General features: G+C 75.6%; 13 protein-coding genes. 10 read left to right on the top strand and 3 right to left on the bottom strand.

What is annotated here, in order from left to right; all coding sequences use genetic code 11:
• Positions 1-38 precede the first annotated feature (38 nt).
• Together ACZ514_RS03930 and ACZ514_RS03925 are read left to right on the top strand one after the other, a co-directional pair.
• The gene (locus ACZ514_RS03930; RefSeq protein ID WP_469124033.1) at positions 39-1,604 is read left to right on the top strand and encodes an FAD-binding oxidoreductase; all 1,566 of its coding nucleotides are present in this window, start codon (positions 39-41) and stop codon (positions 1,602-1,604) included.
• Between the two features lie 26 nt (positions 1,605-1,630).
• On the top strand, positions 1,631-2,860 hold the full coding sequence (locus ACZ514_RS03925; RefSeq protein WP_469124032.1) for a serine protease family protein: 1,230 nt from the start codon (positions 1,631-1,633) through the stop codon (positions 2,858-2,860).
• Here ACZ514_RS03925 and ACZ514_RS03920 read toward each other — a convergent pair.
• Positions 2,814-3,209 carry a hypothetical protein gene (locus ACZ514_RS03920; protein ID WP_468162462.1) on the bottom strand — a complete coding sequence of 132 codons (396 nt, stop codon included), beginning with the start codon at positions 3,207-3,209 and terminating at the stop codon, positions 2,814-2,816. The genes ACZ514_RS03925 and ACZ514_RS03920 overlap by 47 nt on opposite strands.
• Positions 3,210-3,354: 145 nt before the next feature.
• On the opposite strand from ACZ514_RS03920, the gene ACZ514_RS03915 reads away from it, so the two are divergent.
• The 6 genes from ACZ514_RS03915 to ACZ514_RS03890 all read left to right on the top strand — a co-directional run bounded on the left by ACZ514_RS03915 (position 3,355) and on the right by ACZ514_RS03890 (position 11,083).
• Positions 3,355-4,752 (top strand): sensor histidine kinase, encoded by a 1,398-nt coding sequence (locus ACZ514_RS03915; RefSeq protein WP_469124031.1) that lies wholly within the window; start codon positions 3,355-3,357, stop codon positions 4,750-4,752.
• The gene (locus ACZ514_RS03910) at positions 4,749-5,453 is read left to right on the top strand and encodes a response regulator (protein WP_469124030.1); all 705 of its coding nucleotides are present in this window, start codon (positions 4,749-4,751) and stop codon (positions 5,451-5,453) included. The genes ACZ514_RS03915 and ACZ514_RS03910 overlap by 4 nt, the downstream gene beginning before the upstream one ends.
• 203 nt (positions 5,454-5,656) lie before the next feature.
• Positions 5,657-7,159, top strand: a complete 1,503-nt coding sequence (locus ACZ514_RS03905; RefSeq protein WP_469124029.1) for an MFS transporter — start codon at positions 5,657-5,659, stop codon at positions 7,157-7,159.
• A 260-nt stretch (positions 7,160-7,419) separates the two neighbouring features.
• Positions 7,420-8,595 carry a UDP-N-acetylglucosamine--N-acetylmuramyl-(pentapeptide) pyrophosphoryl-undecaprenol N-acetylglucosamine transferase gene (locus tag ACZ514_RS03900; RefSeq protein WP_468162468.1) on the top strand — a complete coding sequence of 392 codons (1,176 nt, stop codon included), beginning with the start codon at positions 7,420-7,422 and terminating at the stop codon, positions 8,593-8,595.
• 227 nt (positions 8,596-8,822) lie between these two features.
• Complete coding sequence (locus ACZ514_RS03895) at positions 8,823-9,866, top strand: alpha/beta hydrolase (RefSeq protein WP_469124028.1); 1,044 nt, start codon at positions 8,823-8,825, stop codon at positions 9,864-9,866.
• Positions 9,863-11,083 carry an acyltransferase family protein gene (locus ACZ514_RS03890; RefSeq protein WP_469124027.1) on the top strand — a complete coding sequence of 407 codons (1,221 nt, stop codon included), beginning with the start codon at positions 9,863-9,865 and terminating at the stop codon, positions 11,081-11,083. The genes ACZ514_RS03895 and ACZ514_RS03890 overlap by 4 nt, the downstream gene beginning before the upstream one ends.
• Before the next feature lie 191 nt (positions 11,084-11,274).
• On the opposite strand, the gene ACZ514_RS03885 is transcribed toward ACZ514_RS03890, so the two are convergent.
• Entirely contained in the window at positions 11,275-11,697 is a 423-nt protein-coding gene (locus ACZ514_RS03885; protein WP_468162474.1) for a DUF350 domain-containing protein, read from the bottom strand.
• 401 nt (positions 11,698-12,098) lie between these two features.
• Here ACZ514_RS03885 and ACZ514_RS03880 point away from each other — a divergent pair, with 401 nt between their 5' ends.
• Positions 12,099-13,979, top strand: coding sequence for an ABC transporter ATP-binding protein (locus ACZ514_RS03880; RefSeq protein WP_468162476.1), 1,881 nt, complete (start codon positions 12,099-12,101; stop codon positions 13,977-13,979).
• 36 nt (positions 13,980-14,015) lie between these two features.
• Here the strand turns inward: ACZ514_RS03880 and ACZ514_RS03875 are convergent, their stop codons facing one another.
• Positions 14,016-14,726: a FadR/GntR family transcriptional regulator gene (locus tag ACZ514_RS03875; RefSeq protein WP_468162478.1), complete on the bottom strand. Its 711-nt coding sequence runs from the start codon at positions 14,724-14,726 to the stop codon at positions 14,016-14,018.
• A 161-nt stretch (positions 14,727-14,887) separates the two neighbouring features.
• Between ACZ514_RS03875 and ACZ514_RS03870 the strand changes: the two genes are divergently transcribed.
• Positions 14,888-15,379, top strand: coding sequence for a gluconokinase (locus ACZ514_RS03870; protein WP_469124193.1), 492 nt, complete (start codon positions 14,888-14,890; stop codon positions 15,377-15,379).
• Positions 15,380-15,407 lie beyond the last annotated feature (28 nt).

The raw sequence follows: 15,407 nt of genomic DNA, 5'->3' as shown, positions 1-15,407 counted from the left end.
TGTTCGGCGATCGGGCCCGGCGGTGGCAGGAAGGGGGGATGAGCCTTCCACGCCGCCGGGCCCTCGCGACCGCGGCCGCCGCCGTCCTCGCCGTCACCGCGGCGGGCGCGCGGGCGGACGCGGTAGGGGGCGGCGGGACGCGGCGGGCCCGGCGCGCGGCGGGCGGGGCGGGCCCCGACTTCGGGGCGCTCGGCCGCGCGATGGACGGGCGGCTGGTCCTGCCGGGGGACGCCGACTACGCCGAGGCCCGGCAGCTCTTCCAGCCCCGCTACGACGCCGTGGCGCCCGCAGCCGTGGCCTACCCCGCGCACGCCGGGGACGTGGCCGTGTGCCTGGACTTCGCGCGGCGCTCCGCCGCTGCGGTGGTGCCGCGCGGCGGCGGCCACGGCTACGCCGGGTGGTCCACGGTCGCCGGGGGGCTGGTGGTGGACACCGGGGCGATGGCCGCCGTGACGGTCGAGGGGGACGTGGTGCGGGTCGGTGCCGGGGCCCGGCTCGCCGAGGTGCACGCGGTCCTGGCCGCGCGCGGCCTGGGCGTCCCCGCCGGACTGTGCCCCTCCGTCGGCATCGCCGGGCTCGCCCTCGGCGGCGGGCTCGGGCTGGGTTCGCGGGCGTACGGGACCACCTCCGACCGGCTCTCCGGCGCCCGTGTGGTGACCCCGGACGGGGTGGTGCGCGAGGTCGGTGCCGACCGGGACCCCGACCTGTACTGGGCGCTGCGCGGGGGCGGGGGCGGGAACTTCGGCGTGGTCACCGAGTTCCGGCTGCGCACGCATCCGGTCGGTGACGCGGCGTTCGCCGAACTGCACTGGCCCGCCGGGGACTCCGCGGCGGTGGTACGGGGCTGGCAGCGCTGGCTGGGCCCGCTGCCGGACCCGTTCTGGAGCCAGGTGGAGTTCACCGTGGGGGCGGGCCGGGACGCCGTGCCCGCCGTCAGGGTGGTGTGCCTCGACGGACGGGCGGAGCTCGAGCGGGAGCTGACCCGGCTGACCGGGCTGGTGGGTCCGGAGCCGCGGGACAGCTGGATCCGCGTACGCGGCTACGGGGACACCGTGCGGGCCATGGCCGGCTGCGCGGACCTGGCCGGCGCGGGGTGCCGGCTGCCGGGCCGGCTGCCCGGCCGGGATCCGCGGGGACGCCTGGGCCGGGACTCCTACGCGGCCCGTTCCGACTTCTGGGGCGGTGCCGGGCTGCCGGAGGGCGCGGTGGCGGCGGTGCTGCACGCGGTCCGGCGTTACGGGCGGGAGGCTCCCGGGGGCGGTTTCGGCGTGGTCCAGTTCGACGGGGTGTGCGGCGGTGCCGTGAACCGGGTGCCCGCCGCCCGCACCGCCTTCGTCCACCGGGACAGCGCCTTCCTGGCCCAGTACCTCGCGTACTGGCCGGAGTCCGCCACGACGGCCGAGGTGTCCCGGCACCAGGGCTGGCTCGACGGGCTGTGGCGGGACCTGCGCCCGTGGGCGGGCGGGCGCGCCTACCAGAACTACGCCGATCCGAAACTCGCCGGCTGGCGCGAGGCCTACTACGGGTCCAACCTCTCCCGCCTGGAGGAGGTCAGGCGCGCCTACGACCCGGGCAGGCTGTTCCGTTTCCCCCAGGCTGTCTAGGCAGTCACGACAGGAACGAGCGAGACATGCGACGTTTGTTGACGGTGGTGACGGCCGCGGCGGCCGCGGCCGCCGCCCTGGTCCTGCCGGGCGGGGCCCTGCCCGTGGCGCGGACGGAGCGGGCCGCGGCGGCTTCCGAGCACTGGTCGGCGCGGGAGGCCGCGGCCTTCTGGACGGCGGACCGGATGGCCACCGCCCTGCCCGTGCCCGGACCGGACCCCGCCGCCGGTGCGGTCCCGCCGGCCGTCGCGGCCGCCCGGGCGGAGGCCGGCCCGGCGGCACCGGCCCCCTCCCCCGCCTCGGCGCCGTCGCCGGTGGCGGTTCCGGCGGCCCCCGCCGGGCCGGAGGGGCCGGCCTCCCCCGGTGCCGGTGCCGGGGCCGATGCCGGTGCCGGTGACCCGAGCGCCACCGGCCCCGGCGACGACACGCCCGCGCGGGCGGCCGGGCCCGCCTCACCGGCGTCCGTGTCCGCCGTGGGCCCCGCGCGGGCGGCCGTGTCCGCGGAACCCGCCACGGCGGCCCTGCCGTCCACCACCGGTGTCGGGCAGGACTTCGACGGCATCCCGGTCGTGGGCCGGATGTTCGTCATGCAGGGCGGCGGCGCCTACTTCTGCACCGCCAGCGTGGTCTCCTCCCCCGGCCGCGACTTGGTGCTCAGCGCGGCGCACTGCCTGCTCGGCACGGACACCCGCCAGGTGGCCTTCGTACCGCAGTACACGCGTGCGAACCCGCGCCCGTACGGACTCTTCCCGGTGCTGCGCGACGCGGCCGGGCGCTCGAAGGTGTGGATCGCCCCCCGCTACCGCACCGACGGGCCCGACCGGGCCGCCACCCTGGACGTGGCCTTCGCCCAGGTCGGGCCCGGCGCCGACGGCCTCCCGGTGGAGGACGTCGTGGGCGGGAACCGGCTCGTCACCGGCGCCGCCTTCAACCACTCCAAGGTCACGCTGATCGGCCATCCCGCGTCGGCCGCGCGCCCGCGCGTCTGCGTGAACCGGACGACCAGGTTCACCAGCCGCGACCCGCGGAGCCCCGGATCGTTCCTGCGGATCGACTGCACCGGCTACCCGGGCGGGACCAGCGGCGGCCCCTTCCTCGCGCACTACGACACGCGGACCCAGACCGGTGACGTCATCGGCGTGATCGGCGGGTGGAAGACGGGCGGGCCCACCGCGGACACCTCGTACAGCTCCTACTTCGGCGCGGAGATCAGGAAGCTGTACCGGACGGCGGTTGCCGGGGCACGGGCGCGGTGAGCACCCGTACCCAGCGGGTACGGCGCGGGTTGCCGACCGTACGGGGCGTCGCCGGGACCCCCTCGGCGGTCAGCGGGTCGGCCGGGGCGAGCGCGAGCTGGCGGCGCAGGTCGGCCAGGGCCGCGTGGACCGGCGCGAGGATCACCTCGGCGCGCGGGTGGGCGGACGCGAGGGCGTGCGCGGTGGTCTCGATGGTCTCGGCGGCGTCCTCGGCGGCGGCCCGGCTCCAGCGGCCGGGCCCTCCCGCGGTCCCGGGGGCGACGGCGTCGTAGAGGTGGCAGGCGGCATCGGCCGCGGCGTCGGCCCGTTCACCGACGCCCGGCGCCGCGATGGTCGGCAGCAGCTCCATGCCCGCTCAACGAGCGGGACCCGCCGGGGGAACGAGACGGCGCCGCCGGATCGGGGCGCCGGTCTCCCGCCCCGGCGGGGATGCGGGCGCCTCAGTCCGGCTTGACCGGCGAGCTCCCGAGGAGACGATCTAGGCTGGTCGGATCATGAGCCTTCGCGTGCGCGGGCCGGCCCGCGCGGACAGGGCCGGTGCCCCCCGCGGGACGACCGGCGGAACGACCGGGTCCCGCGGGTCCCGCGCGCCGCGTACGCCCGGCGCCTTCTCCCAGCTCGCCGTGGCGCTGCGCACGCCCGCCCGGCCGGGCGAGCCGCTGTGCGCGCGGGCGCCCCGGCCGTGGCAGCGGATGCTGCCCTTCGCCGTGGCGGGCGTCTTGGTGGCGTCGCTGCTGCCGTCGACCATCGCGGTGCTGACCAACGACTACGGCCTGGGCGGGGGCTGGGCGGGGGCCCTCGGTGTGGCGCAGACGGTGCCGCTGCTCCTGGCGTTGTCGCGCCCGCTGGCGGCCTGGGGCCTGGTGCTGTGCGCGGACGTCGCCGGGGCGGTGCTGCTGACCGGCGCCGGCGGGGTGGCCGGGCACGCCTGGCCGTGGACGCCGATGGCGGTGGTCGGGTACCTGGCGCTGATGGTCTGCCTGGGGCTGCGCGAGCCGGTGCGGACGCTGGTGGGGGTGTGGCTGGCGACGGGCGCGGCGGGGGTGGTGCTCGGCTTCTTCCAGCCGGCGGGGGTGACGACCACCGTCGCGCTGCTGTTCGTACTGAGCGGGACCGTGCTGGCGCTGTCGGGCGCGCTGCGCGGGCTGGGTGACGCGCGGCAGCGGATCGCCGAGCAGGAGAGCATCAGCGAGGCGGAGCGGGCGCGGCGCACCCTGCTGGAGGAACGCGCGCGGATCGCACGGGAGTTGCACGACGTGGTGGCCCACCACATGTCGGTGATCACCGTTCAGGCGGATTCCGCGCCCTACCGGCTGCCCGGCATGGCGGAGCCGGTGCGGGAGGAGTTCGCGGCCATCGCCTCCAGTGCCCGCGAGTCGCTGGGCGAGATGCGGCGGCTGCTGACGGTGCTGCGGGGCGACGGCGCGAACGGCCCCGGCGGCGAGGGCGACGGCCTGGCACCGCAGCCGGGGATCGCGAGGATCCAGCAGCTGGTGGAGGCGACCGTACGGGCCGGGCAGCCCGTGGAGTACTCCCTGGCGACGGGGCTGGCCGCGGCGGCCGTGCCGCCGGCGGTGGACCTGTCGGCGTACCGCATCGTGCAGGAGGCCCTCGCCAACGTGGTGCGCCATGCCCCGGGCGCGCGGACCCGGGTGTCCGTGACGTGTTCCCCCGAGGAGGACGAGGTGCTCGTCCTGGTGGTGAACGGTGCGGCCCCGGAGACGGCGGCGGAGGTGGAGGTCCCCGGGACGGGCACGGGGCACGGCCTGGTGGGGATGCGCGAGCGCGTACGGTTGACCGGCGGGACGCTGGACGCGGGCCCGCTGCCCGAGGGCGGTTTCCGGGTCGCCGCCCGGCTCCCTCTCGATTCCCGGACCGAGGACCCCAGTTGACCATCCGCGTGATCATCGTCGACGACCAGGCCATGGTGCGGGCGGGATTCGCCGCGCTGTTGTCGGCCCAGCCCGACATCGACGTGGTGGGTGAGGCCCCCGACGGCCGCCAGGGGGTGCACGTCTCGCGCACGGTCCACCCCGACGTGGTGCTGATGGACGTACGGATGCCCGAGCTGGACGGGCTGTCGGCGGCCCGCGAGCTGCTGGACCCGCCACGGGGGGTGACGCACCGGCCGAAGGTGCTGATGCTGACCACCTTCGACGTCGACGACTACGTGTACGAGGCGCTGCGCGCGGGCGCGTCCGGCTTCCTGCTGAAGGACGCCCCGCCGGCGGACCTGATCGCGGCGGTCCGGGTGGTCGCCTCCGGCGAAGCCCTGCTGGCGCCGTCCGTGACGCGCAGGCTCATCGCGGACTTCGTCCGGCAGCGGCCGGCCCCGCGCAAGGACCCGTCGCTGCGGCTGAACGGCCTGACCCCGCGCGAGACGGAGGTGCTGGAGCTGATCGCCCGGGGGCTGTCGAACCAGGAGATCGCCGCCCACCTGGTCCTGGCGGAGCAGACGGTGAAGACGCACATCGGCCGGGTCCTGGGCAAGCTGGACCTCCGCGACCGGGCGCAGGCGGTGATCTTCGCCTACGAGGCGGGCCTGGTCCGCCCGGGCGACTCGGGACAGGACACCGGCCGGGGGTGGTCGTAGGAGTGGTCCGGTTCCTGTGCCGGGGTGCCGGCGGCAGTGACGGACTTCCCGTTCCTTCTGTGCCGATCCCGGGGTGACGTCCTATCAACCAGGCCGTGTAGTCGTCCGTGGTCCCCGCGTGCTGTGCCGTCGCACGTGTCCGGGGGGCGGACGTCGCGCCGGCCTGAGTCGCGTCACCCGTCCCCCGCAGCTTTCCTTCCCGGGTGCAGCTCTGCCGTCTGCCCCGGGCTTTGGTGTCTTCCGGCCCCGGTGCGGCTGTCGGCAAGGCTCCCCGTCCCTTCGGACCAGGAGTTTTCCCGTCGTGTCCTCCTCCGCGCCCGGCAACGAGCCGTAGTACACCGCCCCGGCCCCGGCCCACCCCGCACCTCGCCGCCCGCAAACGGACCGCCCTGCCCGCCATCCAGGAGTCGACCGGCGCCGGACCGGTCGCGGTGCAGTGGCTGACCACCGCCTGTTCCCTGCCCGTCGCCGTCGGGCTGATCACCGGCGGACGGCTCGGCGACCTCCACGGCCGCCGCGGGATCCTGCTCGTCGGCACCGCCGTGTTCACCGCCGCGTCGCTGCTGTGCGGTCCGGCCGCCGGCCCGGGCATGCTGATCGGCGCCCGCCTGCTCCAGGGCGTCGGGGTGGCCGTGATGATCCCGCAGGTCCTGGCGACCCTGCACGTCACCTTCGAGGGCCGCAACCGCAGCAAGGCGTTCGGCCTGTACGGGGCCGTCCTGGCCATCGCCAACGTCCTGGGCCCGGTCCTGGGCGGCGTGCTCACCGGGGCCGACCTGTTCGGGCTGTCCTGGCGGCCGGTGTTCCTGGTTAACGTGCCCGTCGGGCTGGACGTACTCCTCCTCGGGCGCAGGTTCGTCCCCGAATCGGCCGTCCGCGAGGCCGACCGGCTTGACGTGGCCGGCATGCTGCTGTCCGGCCTGGCCGTCGTCCTGGTCCTCTTCCCGCTCACCGAGGGCCACGCCCGCGGATGGCCGCTGTGGTGCTTCGTCATGCCGGCCGCCGGCGTCCTCGTCGTCGGTGTCTTCCTGCGCCAACAGCGGCGCGGGCAGGGCAACGCCCCGCTGGTGACCCTGGCCCTCTTCCGGGTCGGGCAGTTCTCCGGGGGCATGGCCGCGGACCCGCTGCACGGCCTGCTGTGCGGCCTGTTCTTCATGACCTGGACGCTGTGCCTGCATCACGGGCTGGGCATGAGCCCGTTCCGGGCGGCCCTGGCCTTCGTGCTGCTCTCCGTGGGAGACCTGGGCGGCGCGACGGTCGCGGCGAGGACCGCCGGACGTTTCGCCCGCCGCCTGCCCCGGACCGGGGTCCTCGTCGCGGTCGCCGCGATGGCCGCCCACGGGCTCCAGACCGGCGGCCGGCAGGCCGGCCTGACCCTTCTGGCGATGACCGCTCCGGTGGTGCTGATCGGCTTCGGCCTGGGCATGGTCTCCGGTCCGCTCGCCGACCTGTCGCCGGCCAGGGTCGCGCACGAGGACGCCGGCTCGGCCTCGGGCCTGTTCGACACCGCCATTCACCTGGGCATCGCGCTGGGCTCCGCGCTGACGGCCGTGGTGTTCTTCTCCGTGACCGGCGGCTCTCCCGACGGCGCGGTCAACCGCGACGCGTTCGTCACCGTGCTGTGGTGGGCCGGCGGCCTCCTGGCCCTGATGTGGGCGCTGATGTTCTGCCTGCCGAGGCAGCAGGCGAACGGCCGGGCCGACTGAGCCCCTCCCCCTCCCGGGCCCGCTTCCGGGCCCCGGACGCCAGACGGGCGGCGCCCTGCGCGCCTTCTTCTCCGTCGCCGGCACGCACGTGTCCGCAGGTTTCGTCATGCCGCTCTCCCGCCTGGGCGAGCACGCCCGGAAGCAGCCGGTCCGCGGCGGGCGGCCGGGAAACGGGGATCCGCCGCCGGGGGAACGCGGCCGTGCCGGCCCATCCGGTACCGGCGCGCCACGGGTCCCGCCACGGCGGTTAGGGTGATCGCGTGAACCTTTCTTCCGCTCTTCCGCGTTCCTTCCGGCTGCTCGTCACGGGTGGGGGGACCGGTGGCCACACCTATCCCGCCCTGACGGCGATCCGTACGTTGCAGAGCCGCCTCGCGGCCGCCGGCAGCACGCTGGACGTGCTGTGGATCGGGACCGCCGACGGTCTCGAGGCACGGGTCGCCCCCGCCGAGGGGATCGCGTTCCGGACCGTCGCCACGGGGAAGATCCGCCGTTCCGCGAACCCGCTGAAGATGCTGTCCGCGGCGAACATGAAGGACATGGCGAAGGTGCCGCTCGGCGTGGCCCAGGCCCGCACGATCGTCTCCGAGTTCGCTCCGGACGTCGTGCTGGCCACCGGCGGATACGTCGCGGTGCCGGCCGGTCTGGCCGCGCGGATGTGCAAGCGTCCGCTGGTGCTGCACGAGCAGACCGTGCGCCTGGGCCTGGCCAACCGGAAGCTGGCCGGATCGGCCACGCGCATCGCCGTGTCCTCGGAGTCCTCGCTGCCGCTGCTGCCGGCCGAGGTGCGGGGACGGGCGGTCGTCACCGGCAACCCGGTCCGGCCGGAAGTGCTTTCCGGGCACCCCGACAAGGCCGTGCACGCGCTGAACCTCACCGGCTTCGACCGCCGGCTGCCGACCGTCTACGTCACCGGCGGCGCGCAGGGCGCCCAGCAGATCAACGGCGTGGTGCGCGAGGTGCTGCCGTGGCTGCTGAGCCACGCGAACGTGATCCACCAGTGCGGCCCGGCCAACGTCGACGAACTCCGCTTCGCCGCCTCGGGCCTGGACCCGGTCCTGGCGGGCCGCTACCACGTGACCGGGTTCGTCGGCCCGGAGCTGCCGGACGTACTGGCGCTCGCCGACGTGGTGCTGTCCCGCTCCGGGGCGGGCACGCTGGCCGAACTCACCGCGCTGGGCAAGCCGGCGGTGTTCGTCCCCCTGGCGACCTCCGCCGGCAACGAGCAGGCCCACAACGCCCAGCACCTGGCCGACGCGGGCGCAGCCGTCGCCCTGCTCGGCGAGGTGACCGGCCAGAGCCTCGCGGACGCGGTCGGCCCGCTCCTGACCGACCCCGCCCGGCGGGCACAGATGGCGGAGCGCGCCCGCGCGTACGGGCGGCCGGACGCCGCCGAGCGACTCGTGGACGTACTGCTGGCCGCGGCCGCCGGCTGACCGGCCGCACGGACCCGGGTCCGGGCCCGGGTCCGGGCCCGGGGCCGGGTCCGGGTCCGGGTCCGGCGGGCGGTGCTCCCCGCCCGCCGGGCTCTCCTCCACCCCCTACCCGGGTATGACATCCGGGTTGGCTCTCCGGTCCGACGTGCCGCCGGGTACCTCCTTCCTACCTTCCTCCTCGTCAACGGCCCCTCCTCGGGGGCCGGCACGAGGAGAGGGGGAAGGGCATGCGCCGCTTCGGCAGGACGGCCCTCGCGGCCGCGCTGGCGGTGGCCGTCGTCGCGGGAACCACGGGATGGGCCACCGGTGACAGCCGGCCGGCCGTCACCGGGCCGCCGCCCGGCAGTGCCGCCTGGCGGGCCTCATCGACGGGCGGGCGGGCGCTGCCCGATCCGGCGGAGGCCTCCCCGCGCGAGGTGGCCCGGTTCTTCGCCGCCCTGGACGGGGAAGCACGCCGGGAGCTGGTACGGGCGCATCCGCTCGTGGTCGGCAATCTGGACGGGGCGCCGCTCCCCCTGAGGTACGAGGCCAACCGGGTGGCCGTCCTCGCCACGGGTGAGGCCCGCTACGCCTCCCTCGCCGGCCCGGACCGGCAGATCCTGGCCTTCGACCCGCGCGGGCGGGGGCAGGTCGCCGAGGTGTTCGGGGACCTGGAGCGGGCGGCGCACGTCTCGGTGATCGTGCCGGGCTCGGACAACGACGCCTCGGCCCATGACGCGCCGCGCGCCCCGCACACCGGGCCGGCCGGGATGGGCCGCGCGCTGCGGGCGGCCGCCGGCGGGACGACCGCCGTCATCGCGTGGACGGGGTACACCACCCCGGTGGGGGTGGGTCCGGACGCGGCGACGGGGCGGCTCGCCGAGGCGGGAGCGGTCCGCCTGGCCAGGTTCACCGCCGGGCTGGACGCGGTCGGCGCGCCCGACCCCGTGCTGTTCTGCCACAGTTACGGCTCGGTGGTCTGCGGCCTGGCGGCCCGTCACACGGACGCCACCGACGTCGTGGTCCTCGGCTCCCCCGGCATGCGCGCGGGCAGTGCCGCGGGGCTGGGCACCCGGGCCCGTGTCTGGGCGGCCCGCGGACCCTCCGACTGGATCGCGGACGTGCCGAACGTCGCGTTCGCGGGTCTCGGGCACGGTGCCGACCCGGCCTCGTCCGCCTTCGGCGCGCGCCGGGTGCCTGCGTCCGACGTGCGCGGCCACACCGGCTACTTCGTGCCCGGCACCCGGTCCCTGGCGGCGTTCGCCGCGATCGCGGACGGGGAGGTCCGGTGAGCGCGCCCACCCGGCTGCGGGAGGCGGCGCACCGGATCGACCGCGGGACCCCCGCCCACCGGGACCGGGCGCTCGACGGCCTGCGCGCCCTTGCCCTGCTGGCGGTGCCGGCCGGGCACTGGCTGCTCGGCGGGTTCACCCTCGACCCGGAGGGCGGTCTGCACAACGCGAGCCCGCTGTCGGCCTTCGGCGCTCTCGCCCCGGCGAGCTGGGTGCTCCAGATGCTCGGCGTCTTCTTCCTGGTCGGGGGCCACGCCTCGGCGCTCTCCTTCCACCGCCGCGCCGGTTCGACGGGAGCCTGGCTGAAGGGGCGGATGGTCCGGCTGGGGCGGCCGGTGCTCGGGGTGACGGCGGTGTGGGCGCTGGCCGCGCCCGCGCTGTACGCGGCGGGCGTGCCGGAGACCACCCTGCGGACGGGGGCCACGCTGGTGGTCCAACCGCTGTGGTTCGTCGGGGTGTACGCGGTGGTGACGGCCCTGACCCCGTACTGCGTGCGCGCCGCGCACCGGCTCGGCGGGTGGGCGGCGGCTCCGCTGCTCGGGTCGGTCGCCGTGGTGGACTTCCTGCGGTACGGGCCGTTCGCCGGCGCGGTGCCGTCCTGGCTGTCCGTGCTGAACGTCCTGCCGGGCTGGCTCTTCGCGTACCAGCTGGGCGTCGCCTGGGGCGAGCGGCGGATCGGGCGGCGCGGGGCGTGGCTGCTGCTGGCGGGCGGGGCCGTGCTGTTCGCGGCGCTGCTGCTGGTGTGCGGCTATCCGGCGTCGATGGTCGGGGTGCCCGGGGCGGAACGGACCAACTCGCATCCGCCGTCGCTGCTGGTGCTGGCGCTGGCCGCGGGGCAGTCGGGGGCCGCGATCCTGCTGCGGGACCGGCTGGCGGGGCTGCTGGCCCGGCCGGCGCTGTGGGCGCCGGTGGTGGTGGTCAATCTGTGCGCGATGACGATCCTGTGCTGGCACCAGACCGCGATGCTGGCGGCGGCCGTTCCCGCGGCGCTCGCGGGCGAGGTGGCGGGGCTGACGACGGCGCCCGACACGCTCGGCTGGATCGCGGCGCGGGCGGCCTGGCTGCCGCTGTTCGCGGTGCTGCTGGTGGGCATCGCCCGCTACGCGCGCCGCTTCGAGACGCCCCCGGCCCGGGGCCGCCGGGCCCCGGCGGTACGCCGTACCGCGGCGGGACTGCTGGCGGCGGGCTTCGCGGTGTTCGCGCTGGGCCTGGCATGACGAGGGCCGGGAGGCACGAGGGCCCTGACCCTGCCGTACGCCGGCGGCCCGGACGCCGCGGTCGGCCGGATCGGCCGCTTCCTCGGCGTCCACCGTCAGGAGGAGCGGCCGGGTGAGGCGTGCCCACCACGCGGAAGAGCACCGCTCCCGATGGGGAGCGGTGCTCTCGTCATGTCCTCGTTCCGCCGCCGTCAGGCGATGGAGGCCGCCACGATCGCGGCGACGGCGAGGTTGCAGGAAGCGGTGACCCAGACGGCCGGGTGCGGCTCGGGGTCGACGACGATGGCGCCGAGCTTGCCCGGGGTCACCAGGTCCAGCACCAGGAAGGCCACGGCCATCAGGACGAGGCCGAGGACACCGAACGCGGCGGTGGACACCAGGCCCTTGCCGAAGTCGTCGTAGGTCGTCCAGATCGAGGTGAAGACGATGCCGCCGATACCGAGGAGCGCCGAGCTGAGCAGGAGGGCCGCGTTGCGGTTGCGCTCCTCCCAGATCTGCTTGGGGAGCTTCCCGGGCGTCAGCACGTCCACGAGGACGATGCCGAGGATCAGCAGCACCAGACCGAGGGCGCCGTAGGCGCTCGTACGGCCAAGTCCGTTGACGATGTCGCTCATTGAGAAGCCTGTCTCCGCGTGGATGGGAAAGGGTGGTCCAGGGCGTGCCGTGCGGAGGCCGAATCTATCGCACGGCCCCCGCCCCGGACCATGGGGAGGTCAGGAAACGGCAAAGGGCGGGCCCGCGCGGCCCTGGAAGGCGGCGGCGCCGACGGCGCTGGTGATGCGCCCTCAGGTGTCCTCGGGGTACGACGCCGGGCCCCTTCGCCGGGTGCGCGCCGCGGCCGCGCGTACGGGAGGCGGAGCCGGATGCCCGGCGGATCGCGGTGGCCGAAAACCCGCTCGGGAAGAGAAGGGCCGGACGGCGAAGTCCGGTCGGGTCCGGCACCGTTGGACCCGCCCCGGGTGAGCAGGGGCGGATTCCTTGACCTGGACTTTGGTCGAGGTTCTAGCGTGGGGTCATGGACATGGAAGTCACCGCCTGGCATTCGCTGCACAGCGCGATCAACGCCCAGCAGGACCGCCGCCCGCTCTCCCGGGCGAGCCTGCGGCGGATCGCCGCCTTCGCCCGCCCGCACCGGCGCGGGCTGACCCTCTTCCTGCTGCTCAGCGTGGTGGGGGCACTGCTCGCGGTGGCCACTCCGCTGCTGGCCAGCCGGATCGTCGACACCATCGTGGGGCACGGGGACGACGCCGAGGTCATCCGTCTCGCGCTGCTCATCGCGGTGATCGCGGTGGCCGAGGCGGGGCTGGGCCTGCTGACCCGGAAGCTGTCCGCGACCCTCGGCGAGGGCCTGATCCTGGACCTGCGCCGGGCGGTCTTCGACCACGTCCAGCGGATGCCGGTCGCCTTCTTCACCCGGACCCGGACGGGCGCCCTGGTCAGCCGCCTCAACAACGACGTGATCGGCGCCCAGCGAGCCTTCAGCAACACCCTCTCCGGGGTGGTCTCCAACGTCGTGACCCTGCTCCTGACACTGGGCGTGATGCTCACCATCTCCTGGCAGATCACCCTGCTGGCCCTCGTGCTGCTGCCGGTGTTCGTGCTGCCGGCCCGCCGGATGGGGGCCCGCATGGCGGGGATGCAGCGGGAGGCGGCGGCGCTGAACGCGGCGATGGGAACCCAGATGACGGAACGGTTCTCCGCCCCCGGCGCGACCCTCGTCAAGCTGTTCGGACGGCCCTCGGACGAGTCCGCCGAGTTCGCGGCCCGCGCCGCCCGGGTCCGGGACATCGGGATCCGTACGGCGATGGCCCAGTCGGCCTTCATCACCGCCCTGACCCTGGTCTCGGCGCTGGCCCTCGCCCTGGTGTACGGGCTGGGCGGGTACTTCGCCCTGCGCGGCACCCTGGAGGCCGGCTCCGTGGTCGCCCTGGCCCTGCTGCTGACCCGGCTGTACGCCCCGCTGACCGCGCTGGCCGGGGCGCGGGTCGAGGTGATGAGCGCCATGGTCAGCTTCGAGCGGGTCTTCGAGATCCTCGACCTGGAGCCGCTGATCGCCCAGAAGCCGGACGCCGTCGCGGTGCCCGACGGCCCGGTGGCGGTGGAGTTCGACAAGGTCTCCTTCGGCTACCCCTCCGCCGACAAGGTCTCGCTCGCCTCCCTCGAGGAGGTGGCCGCGCTCGACGCCCGGGGCGGCACCCGGGTGCTCCACGAGGTGTCCTTCCGTGCCGAGCCCGGCCAGATGGTCGCCCTCGTCGGTTCCTCGGGCGCCGGCAAGTCGACCATCGCCCAGTTGCTGCCGCGGCTGTACGACGCCGACGCGGGCGCGGTACGCCTGGGCGGCGTCGACGTACGGGACCTCACGGCCGACTCCATCCGCGACACCCTCGGCATGGTGACCCAGGACGGGCACCTCTTCCACGAGTCGGTGCGGTCCAACCTGCTGCTGGCCCGGCCGGAGGCGGACGAGGACGAGCTGTGGGACGCCCTGCGCCGCTCCCGTCTGGACGGACTGGTCGCCTCCCTCCCGGACGGCCTGGACACCGTCGTCGGCGAGCGCGGTTACCGGCTGTCCGGCGGGGAGCGCCAGCGGCTGACCATCGCCCGGCTGCTGCTGGCCCGCCAGCGGGTGGTGATCCTCGACGAGGCCACCGCCCACCTGGACTCCACGTCGGAGGCGGCCGTGCAGGAGGCCCTGGCCGAGGCCCTCTCCGGCCGGACCGCCGTGGTGATCGCGCACCGGCTGTCGACGGTCCGGGCCGCCGACCTGATCCTGGTGGTGGAGGCCGGCCGGATCGTGGAACGCGGTACGCACACCGAACTGCTGGCGGCGGGCGGCCGGTACGCCGAGCTGTACCGGACGCAGTTCGCCGCGCACGGCGCGGCCGCGGCGGGCTGAGGCAGGCCAGGCCGTCGCCGTCCGCCGGGCGCCGCCTCAGGGGGCGAGGACGTCGAGTTCGCCGAGGGCGCCGAGGGCGATCCGGCGGGTCAGCGTCTCGGCGGCGGCCGCGTCGCCCTCGCGCACCGCTTCGGCGACCCGTACGTGGAGGGTGACGGCGGCGGGGTCCGGGTCGTGGAACATCACGGCGTGCCGGGTGCGGCCGGTGAGGACCTCGGCGACGACGTCGCCGAGCCGGGCGAACATCTCGTTGCCGGAGGCGTCGAGCACGGTCCGGTGGAAGGCCACGTCGTGCTGGAGGTAGTCCTCGAGCCGGTGGCCGCGGGAGGTCCGGACCATGCCGAGGGCCGCCTCGGTGAGCCGGGCGCACTGTTCCGGGGTGGCGTGGGAGGCCGCGAGTCCGGCGGCGACGGGTTCGACGGCGGACCGCAGGACGGTGAGCGACCTCAGCTGGCGGGGACGGTCGGCGCCGGCGAGGCGCCAGCGGATGACCCGCGGGTCGTAGACGTTCCACTCCTCGGCGGGGCGGACGGTGACCCCCACCCGGCGCCTGGACTCGACGAGCCGCATCGATTCCAGGACGCGGACCACCTCCCGGACCACGGTGCGCGAGGCGTCGAACCGCCCGGCGATCCCGTCCGTGCGCAGGACGCTCCCGGGCGGGTACTCGCCCGCCGTGATCGCGAGGCCGAGGGTGTCCAGCACCTGGGAGTGGAGTCCTCGGCCCGGACTGCCTTCGGTGGTCATGGCGCAAGCGTACGGTGACACCCCGTCGGCCAAAAGATACGACGTATTGCCGCAGAGACCTTGAATAAGTACTACTTAATCGGGTTCAGTGGTGCGGTAGTGCTCCCAGCGGACGAGGACAGCGAGGTACCGACGTGAGCCCCCGAAGGGTCATCGTGGTGATGGGCGTCTCCGGCACCGGCAAGACGACCGTCGGCCGGCTGCTGGCCGAAGCGCTCGGCCTTCCGTACGCGGAGGGCGACGCCTTCCATCCCGCGGCCAACGTGGCCAAGATGGCGGCCGGCACCCCGCTCGGCGACGCCGACCGGTGGCCCTGGCTCGACGCGATCGCCGAGTGGATCCGCGACCGGGCCGCGCCGCACGGCGGCGTGGTCGCCGCCTCCTGCCTCAAGCGCGCCTACCGCGACCGGCTGCGCTCGGCCGCTCCGGACGCCGTGTTCGTCCACCTCACCGGGGAACGGCCGCTCGTCGAGAAGCGGATGAGGGAACGCGAGGGGCACTTCATGCCTCCCTCCCTGCTGGACTCCCAGTTCGCCGCGCTCGAACCCCTCGGCGCCGACGAGTCCGGGATCGCCGTCGATGTCGCCGGCACGCCCGAGGAGATCACCGAACGGGCGCTGGCCGCCCTCCGGCCGCTCCGCCACGAGAGCTGACGGCTCCCCCGAGAAAACCCCCGAGAGA

This window comes from Streptomyces sp. NPDC034086, assembly GCF_055575515.1.
This window is presented reverse-complemented; position numbering and strand designations above follow the sequence as displayed.